Consider the following 7,653-nt stretch of genomic DNA (forward strand, 5'->3'; position numbering starts at 1 on the left):
TCGCAGATCGCCTTGTCGGCGAGATCGCCCTTGGGCCAGACGCCGCCGACCAGCCCCTGCGCCATCTCGCAGGAGTTGATCGAGAGATTGTTCATGAGCTGCGCCTTCTGGCTGAACTCCTGCATGATCTTTGAGCACTCGGGGCAGACGGTATCGATCGCGAGGCTGAAGGCGAACCCCACCGCATTGTTCGCGACGGCCTTCAACAGCGCGACCATCTCGCTCGCGTTGATGAAGGAGAAGGACCCGGCGAAGATATCGATGCCGCCGCAACCTGCGCGGGCACGCGGCAGCTGGAGGTTGGCGATGCTGGTCGTCTTCTGCGGGAAGCGCGTCCAGACATTGCCGAGGCTGTAATAGCCCGCCGACTGTCCTTCGAACGCGCTCGGCCCGGTGACATTGGCCGCAGCGCCCATGTCGTCCATGAAGCGGTCCATGCTGTCGCCGACGTTTGCGGCGACGGGGGACGCGACCATGCTGGCGGCAGCTATGGTGAGCGCCGCATTGCGGATGCTAGTAATCATGTCCGGCTTCCTTCGAGGTGAGGAGGTAGATGCGGTCCTGCAGCTCGTCGGCCGAGAGCACGCCGTATCCGATCGGGATCGGGCGCCTGGCCACGCTGTCCCAAAGCACGAGCGCCGGGGTGATGCCGGGTTCGAGCCCCATGCGCGGCCGCTGACCGCTTTCGACGTTGTAGTCGGGGAAGTGCCGGGACGGTCCGCCATCGGTCGAGATCGCCCGGACAGTGATATGCCAGCGGTCCGCCACCGAGCGCACGATCGGGCTCATCACTTCGCACGCGCCGCAGGTCTGGGCGAAGAAGTAGAACAGTCCATAGCGTTCTGAGAGCCTGGCCATCACCGCGTCGCGATCGGCAGAGCGCGCGTCCTGCCATTGCTTCTTGGCGAGCGCACCGACCGGTCGTTCGAGAGTGTAGTCGAGCTCGGGATCCTGCCAGATCGCGCGCTGCCAGACATCGGAGAACAGCGAAGCCCGGTCGAGCTGGGCACGCTGGAAGCGGATATAGGCGGTGACGTTTTCCGGTGTCGGATAGAGGATCGCGCGCGCCTTGAGTTCGCGCAGTTCTCCCGTGACCGCGTCCAGCTCCTGCGTGGCGGTTACCTGGGCCGGTGGCTGCGCCATCTGCGGCTCCTCTGCCGGTACCGGCTTTACGCAATAGAACCAGTAGCCGAGCCTGCGCTGCTCGCAGTAGAGGCTGTCTGCCGAGGCAGCTGGCTCTGCCTGGCGCGCTTCCTGCGCAACTGCCCGAACGGGAAGCAGTGCAGCGAGACACATGGCCAATACTGGGAGCGCCAGCATCAGCAGTGATTGGCGGCGCGTCATTGGCCACTCCTTGCGTAATAGTCTTCGATTTTCTGCTGGATGAGGATGCTGGTCTCGAGCTCGTCAGGGAGCCGTGCAGCCTCGGTGAACTCGGCATAGACCTCGCTGAAATCCATCTGGCTGAGGTCGAGCCGGGCGAACTCGTCAAGAGTGAACCCCTCGCACTGTTCTTCCTTGGGCTTGTCCCAGGGCTTGGGCAGCTGGCGGCGGCCCTGTTCCTGCAGGATCCGCGAGAGCTTGCTCTCGAAGCAGCAGTAGACCTTCTTCTTGGTCAGGCAGACGCCGAGGAACTTGTCCGAACAATAGGTCCCGACATAAGCGCACAGTCCCTGCGCATCGCGTTCGTGGAGCAGCACTTCCTCGCGGCTGCAGCCGAGTGCGACCAGCAGGCTGATCCCGGGGATGAGCGGGAAGCCCTTGCCCTTGCAGCAGTTGAGCACCCCGAAGACCTTGGAGGAGCAGGTGTTGCGCGTGCCGCGGAACAGCGTCAGCGTCTCGGGATCGAACTGGCCGCGGGCCTCGTCCATCGCATGGAGCGCGGTGACAGCATCCTTGAACTCGTCGTTCGCATTGCGCTCGATCGTCTCGCAGCTGCCGTCGATGCAATAGACGTCGCCGTCGCAGACATATTGGGTGCCACCCGTTTCACCGGCCGGAAGCGGGCATTCGTAGACGCGCTCCCAGGTCTCGCATGCTTCGTCGCCGCTCAGACACTCCTCGCGAACGAAGCGGCAGCTTCCCTGGTCCTCGAGCGCAGAGCAGTCGCTGGCGGCGCTTCGGGTGACGCAGCGGTAGCTGCGCTGCCAGGCCCAGCAGGGCCGGGTGACCGCGACGCCGTCCACTATGCGCGTCTGCGGATCGCTGTCGATGCAGATCTCGGCGTCGAGCGTGCACTCGCCGTTGTCAGCGAAGCCGGCACACTGGCTCTCATCGGGGGCGGCAGCTACTTCCGTTGTGCTTGTGACTGCATAGGGCGTCCGGCCCGACACCGGAGCGTCGCAGGTCATCTCGGTCAGCGGTTCGGCCGGTTCCGAGCAGAACCGCGTGTGCCCGTTGTCGAACCATTGCAGGCAGCGGCCCTCGCGCTGGCCGGTCGCACGGCAGCTCGCGCCGGCGAAGCCTTCGCAGACTGGCTCGCCCGAACTGTTGAAGTCGCCGAACCTGCTGCAAAGATAGTGGTACTGCGGCCGCCGGGTGACGCGTGCGACGAGCGGAACCGCACACTGGCCGGCGCTCTGGTCGATCCGGGTGCCCGTATTGCAGGTCGCGAAGTACGTTCCTGCCGATCCCGCACCGGGCGGAAGCGGTACGCAGGAACCCTGCGCACCCCCGACCGCCATACCGCTGGTGTAATCGAGCGGAGCCTCGCTGATTATCCGGCTGCGCGCCAGCATGTCCGAGATATCCTGCGCGTCGAACTCGACGCGGGTAGTCATGCTGTCGCGGATCGTGCGCAGCGCCGGGTTCGTCGTTGCAGCGGCGCGTGCGCGTGCCTCGATCTGCTCGGGGCTCTGCGCAAGATTTTGTAAGCCGCGCGTCGCCTGCGGATCGTAATTGGGCAGGCGGTTCGCATCGACCGGCGCCGAAGCCGCGTCGCGCGCGGTTTCGAGCAGGTCCCTTGCTGTCTGCTTGCCATCGGTTTTGGCTGCCTCGGTGGTCTGTGCGGTGCTCGCGCCCGGCACAGCGAGGATTAGCGCGAGCGCAGCGGCAATCATCCGCATCATGGCCGGTCTCCTTCGAGGCGGGCGAGGTGGAGCCGGGCAAGCGCCGCGCCTGGGCCGTCGCCTCCGGCGAAGGTTTCGAGGACTTCGCCCACGCTAATGTTGCCGGCGATGCGGTCGTGCGGCGGCACCTCGCTGGTGCAATCGAACCCGTCGCAGGGACTGAACTCGGTGCTCAGCATAATGAAGCTCGGTGCAGCTTCGATGTTGAAGGCGCGGAACAGCCTTGGATCGATGCCGAGCGAACCGGCCGCGTCTCGGGTGCTCCAGATGGCGGCGAGCCGCTTCTTGAATGCCTCGCTGTTACCTTGCGGGAAGCCGCGCAGCACGGTGACGCCTCCCGCCCTGGTCATGTCGTGGACCAGTGCTTTCAGCGCTTCGGGCGGCATCGACAGGCTGGCAAAGGCAATGAAGCGCGGGGTTCCCCCGAGCGATGCCTTCTCTGCGGCGGCTTGCCCTGCGATCATGGCGTCGAAGTCGAGGACGGCGTCGGTCTCGGTTGCCTTGATGCTGTCCGCATAGGCTGCGCGATTGGCCTGCGCTTGCGCCTGGATAGCCTGTGCGTCCTCGGTCAGCGCCTCGGCGCGTTGGCGGACATTGGTGCTGAGCGCCTGCGCATCGTCGGCGTGTTCGGCCGCACGCTCGCGGATCGCTTCAAGGTCGATGCCTTCGGGCGCGCTCTGGGCGAGAGCGAGGCCACCGAGAGTGACGGCAAGGCCGACGGGCAAAAGGAGGAGGTGCTTGTTCATAGCGCGCAGCAGTTCCGCTTGCGCCAGACGAGGTATCCCATGTCTTCGCCGATGGCGGGAATGACCTGTCCGGCCGATTGAAAGGTGGTGGAGGCGCCGATGGGCGGGCAGGCGTAACGGCCCGAAGTCGCCGGGTTGGGGTTGGTGGCCTGGAAGCGGTATTGTTGCTTGCGCATCACCGGCATCAAATATTTGCCGCACAGGCCCTTGGACCCCATCGTCCCCCACGAGACGAGTTCGCGGTGGAGCTTGTAGGCAAAGCGCGAAAGCACGAGGCGCGAGGCCTGGACGTGGCCTATGCTGGCCGAGACATTGCCGTTCATCGGGTACATCGACCCCTGGCAGCCCGCGCACCAGAACATCTCGTCGATCGGCAGCTTCGCGGTCGAGGCGACGCAGTCGGCCGCACAGGCAGCGAGCGCCAGCGGGTTGGCGAAGAGCACGGCCTCGGGGTTGATGATCGCGGTGAGCTCGGAATCCTGCCACAGCGGATCGATCTCGGAGATGTAGAGGATGTCGATCGAGCCCGATTCCAGGCACAGAAAATCGGCGACGATCTCCATCCAGTAGATCAGCGGATAGGCATACCAGTGGACGTGCCAGCTCGAATAATACTGGCTCGCGCCGCCCACTGCTGATGGACCCGAGATCGAGCGGAAGCCGATATCGAAGCCGGGATCGAGCTTCATGCCGCCGAGGTTCACGAAGCACCACGGCTTCATGCTGACATCGGCAAGCCGCACGGGCTCCCAGAAGCCCATCGCAATTCCGGGCCTCAGACCGCACAGGCACACCGGCAGGTCGGGGTTATCGGGATCGGGCCGGCTCGAGGGCCAGATGTCCAGCCCGCCGATCGAGATCGGGAACAGGCACGACCAGCAGATGTCGGTGATCGGGTTGACAAAGCTTCCGGTGCAGCGTCCCGGACCGGCATCGGCCATCGCGGGCGTTGCAGTGGCGAGACCAAGAATGGCGGCCAGCATGAGCGCCAGCTTTCTTAAGTGCGTCATTGGGCCGTCCTCCTTTTCGGTGGCAGCGCGATTTCGCTGATCTCGAGCAGGCGGCCCTGCTGGCGCACGCGTGCGGGCACCGATCTGATCCCGAACCTCTCCGTGAGCTTGCCGCCCTGGTCGAAATAGAAGCGGCGCTGGCGGGCCTTCATCAGCTCGAGCGGCGCACCCTTCACCAGGATCAGCTTGGCATTGGCGGCCTGCTTGAGCGCCCAGGCGAGCTGGTCGGGATCGTCGCCGTCGAGGAAGAGAAGTTCGGCGCGTAGCTGCACGCTGTCGAGCGGATTGACCCTCGTGCCAGCGGCATGGATCAGCTCGCCTTTTGCCCCGCGGATATCGGCAGCGAGCGTGATCGTCGGATCAAATTGCCAGCGACGGGCTTCGCTGGCCCGGACGATTCCGGCGACGGGGTCGGGCCGGTTCACGCGCGCGATCGTGCGGCGCTTCAGGTCTTCATTGAGCCGCGCGGTCTCCCCCGAACGTTCCATCTGCGTCAGGCGCGAATGAATCTGCTCGAGGAGGTCGCGCTCGATCACGGGAAACACCGTGCCGCGCTGGCCATAGTCGCGCGCCAGCACCTCGGCAGGGCAGAGCAGGACTGCAAGTAGGGCCGCAGGGAGGATGAGCTTGCTCACAGGATCGCCCTCCCGCTGCCCAGGATCTGGCCGCGGCAGACGAAGCCGATCTCGGCGTAGCGGCTGTCGAGGCCGCGCTGATGGCTGGTCCCGGTGTAGAAGCAGCCGTCGGGGATCGGGCCTTCGGGGCCCTTGTGAAGCGCAATGCCGAGACGGGTCTCATCGAGCCGCGCGGCGATCTTGCGGCCGTTGATGAAGACCTCGTGGCCACGGTGGCTCACGACATCGCCCGGCACGCCCAACACCCGCTTGCCGAAGAGCTGCGCGCCTTCTCCGAAATGCGCTTCGACGAGTCTGCTCGCCGGCGGCTCGAAGAAGATCAGGCTGCCGCGCTCGATCCGCGCATGCTTGTCGAGCCAGAAGGCCCAGTTGGGCAGGCTCGGGCTGGCATTGATGAGGAAGGCATGGTCTTTCGCGAAGGCGTCGACCGCGCCCCATCCAAGTGGCAGCAGCACCAGACCGGTCAGGACGAGCGGTCGTTTGAGCGTGCGGACAAAACGAGAGGCAAAGCGCGTCACTGGCCGCCTCCCTGCCCAAGCTGGCGAGCGATCCGCACGCGCAGTTCATCGGTAGCATCGGGGGCATCGCCCGCGAGCACTGCTTCGCCGACCAGCACCACGCGGCCATCGGCCCCCATTTCCGCAACAGCGCGCTCGGACGCCTGAAGGAAGGCGAGCACGCGCGCCTGGCTGGCTTCGGGATCCTGCTCTGCGCGCGCTTCGGCATCGACGAATGCGGCGATGGTCTCGGCAAGCCGGACGGTGACGATCTGCTGGCGCGGCTCGGACAGTTCGCGGCTGACCCAGGCTGCCCAGAGTAATGCGACCACGAGCGCGAGCACGCCGAGAATTCTCAGCAACAGCGGGCGATTGAAGGATGGTAGTCTGCGCGTCTCAGTCACGTTTAGCCTCCCGGGCCGGATGGTTGTCGAGATCGGCCGCAAGCCGCCTCAGGAAGCGGGGCATGCGAAACAGCGTCACAGCGCCAGCGAGGGCGAGGAAGCAGCCCTTGAGGTCCTGGCTGAACAGGCTGCGGCGCAGGCCGTCGGCTTCGAGATATCGGTCCGACAGATTGGCGAGCTGGGTGAAGAGGCCGCCAAGGTCCCAGCCCGCAACGAACAGGAACAGCGCGAGCGGCAATCCCAGCACGATCAGCAGTGAAGTCGCGGCAAAGCGCGCGGTCTCGATGAGGACGAAACAGCTCCCTTGCAGGAACGGCAGCAGGCTGCGGAGATTGGCCGGAGGGGTCCGGTCGACGAGATGCGAGACCATCATTGTCCGCCTCCCGCCACGATCCGGATGGCATCGGCGAGGCTGTGCCCGCGCCGCTCGCAGTCCTGGATCGCCGCATAGGTGTCGGGATCGGAGGAGTAGATCGTCGCCGAGAAGGGATCGAGCACGAGCCGACCGACCGCCTCGGTCTCGGGGCCTTTGATGAAGACCTCGCTGTACTCGGTCCCCGAACGCTTGAGGCTGCGGATCAGCGTCTCGGTGCGGTCGTCCATGTCGAGCCGCGCGTTCGCCCTGAAATCGGCGATCGTCTCGGCCTTCTGCTGAAGTACCAGCATCCAGTCGCTATTCTCGAGCGCGGCGCGCGCGCCGTCGGACTTGTAATAATCATTGAGGGACTGGGTCGCGGTGGCGAGCGCGCCGCCATATTTGCGCGCCGTGCGGGCATAGGTCTCGACGAACTCGCCCATCGACCCGCCCTTGAGCATGGCCCAGGCCTCGTCGATCAGCAGCAGCTTCTTGGTTGCTCGCGACGAGCGGGTCATCGCCTGGCTGGTCATGAACATGATCGCCGAAAGGACGACGCTGCGCAGTTCCTCGCGGCTTGCGAGATCGCTCATCTCGAAGACGGTAAAATCATCGTCGAGCGCGAAGCTCGCCTTGCCTGCAAAGAACCCGCCGTAGCTGCCGCCGCGGCAGAAGGGCGCGATCGCGGTGGCGAGATCGCGGCCCGCCTCGCTTTCCGATCCATGGAGCGCATGCGCGACATCGTCGACCGATGCGCCGCTGCCGAGTGCCTCCCAGGTCGCGGTCACGGCCCGATCGATGAGCCCGCGCTCGGTATCGCTCGGCGCGGTGCCGGGACGCGCCATCTGGCCAATGATTGCCTTGATCATGGCGAAGCAGTCGAGGCGGTAGTCCTCGTCTTCGTGTGCGCGGGCATCGTCGACCATCGAGAAGGGGTT

9 protein-coding genes and 1 pseudogene are annotated in these 7,653 nt (G+C 65.5%); all 10 read right to left on the reverse strand.

What is annotated here, in order from left to right:
• Nucleotides 1-524, reverse strand: a 524-nt coding sequence (locus tag AAFM29_RS16045; protein ID WP_341713777.1) for a conjugal transfer protein TraH, incomplete at its 3' end; no start/stop codon positions are given.
• Nucleotides 514-1,344, reverse strand: a complete 831-nt coding sequence (locus tag AAFM29_RS16050; RefSeq protein ID WP_341713778.1) for a conjugal transfer protein TraF — start codon at nucleotides 1,342-1,344, stop codon at nucleotides 514-516. The genes AAFM29_RS16045 and AAFM29_RS16050, both read right to left, overlap by 11 nt.
• Entirely contained in the window at nucleotides 1,341-3,068 is a 1,728-nt protein-coding gene (locus AAFM29_RS16055) for a conjugal transfer protein TraN (RefSeq protein ID WP_371830761.1), read from the reverse strand. The genes AAFM29_RS16050 and AAFM29_RS16055 overlap by 4 nt, the downstream gene beginning before the upstream one ends.
• Nucleotides 3,065-3,814, reverse strand: coding sequence for a type-F conjugative transfer system pilin assembly protein TrbC (gene trbC, locus AAFM29_RS16060; RefSeq protein ID WP_341713779.1), 750 nt, complete (start codon nucleotides 3,812-3,814; stop codon nucleotides 3,065-3,067). The genes AAFM29_RS16055 and trbC overlap by 4 nt, the downstream gene beginning before the upstream one ends.
• Entirely contained in the window at nucleotides 3,811-4,797 is a 987-nt protein-coding gene (traU, locus tag AAFM29_RS16065) for a conjugal transfer pilus assembly protein TraU (protein ID WP_371830762.1), read from the reverse strand. The genes trbC and traU overlap by 4 nt, the downstream gene beginning before the upstream one ends.
• 23 nt (nucleotides 4,798-4,820) lie before the next feature.
• Nucleotides 4,821-5,459 (reverse strand): type-F conjugative transfer system protein TraW, encoded by a 639-nt coding sequence (gene traW, locus AAFM29_RS16070; RefSeq protein ID WP_082835680.1) that lies wholly within the window; start codon nucleotides 5,457-5,459, stop codon nucleotides 4,821-4,823.
• Nucleotides 5,456-5,977, reverse strand: a complete 522-nt coding sequence (locus AAFM29_RS16075; protein WP_050599556.1) for a S26 family signal peptidase — start codon at nucleotides 5,975-5,977, stop codon at nucleotides 5,456-5,458. The genes traW and AAFM29_RS16075 overlap by 4 nt, the downstream gene beginning before the upstream one ends.
• On the reverse strand, nucleotides 5,974-6,360 hold the full coding sequence (locus AAFM29_RS16080) for a type-F conjugative transfer system protein TrbI (protein ID WP_228135197.1): 387 nt from the start codon (nucleotides 6,358-6,360) through the stop codon (nucleotides 5,974-5,976). Before AAFM29_RS16080 ends, AAFM29_RS16075 begins: the two co-directional genes overlap by 4 nt.
• Nucleotides 6,353-6,733: a hypothetical protein gene (locus AAFM29_RS16085; RefSeq protein WP_050599558.1), complete on the reverse strand. Its 381-nt coding sequence runs from the start codon at nucleotides 6,731-6,733 to the stop codon at nucleotides 6,353-6,355. The genes AAFM29_RS16080 and AAFM29_RS16085 overlap by 8 nt, the downstream gene beginning before the upstream one ends.
• A pseudogene (locus AAFM29_RS16090) lies at nucleotides 6,730-7,653 on the reverse strand (type-IV secretion system protein TraC); the annotation flags it as partial. The gene AAFM29_RS16085 and the pseudogene AAFM29_RS16090, both read right to left, overlap by 4 nt.

Source organism: Erythrobacter sp., from assembly GCF_038133525.1.
GTDB lineage: Bacteria > Pseudomonadota > Alphaproteobacteria > Sphingomonadales > Sphingomonadaceae > Qipengyuania.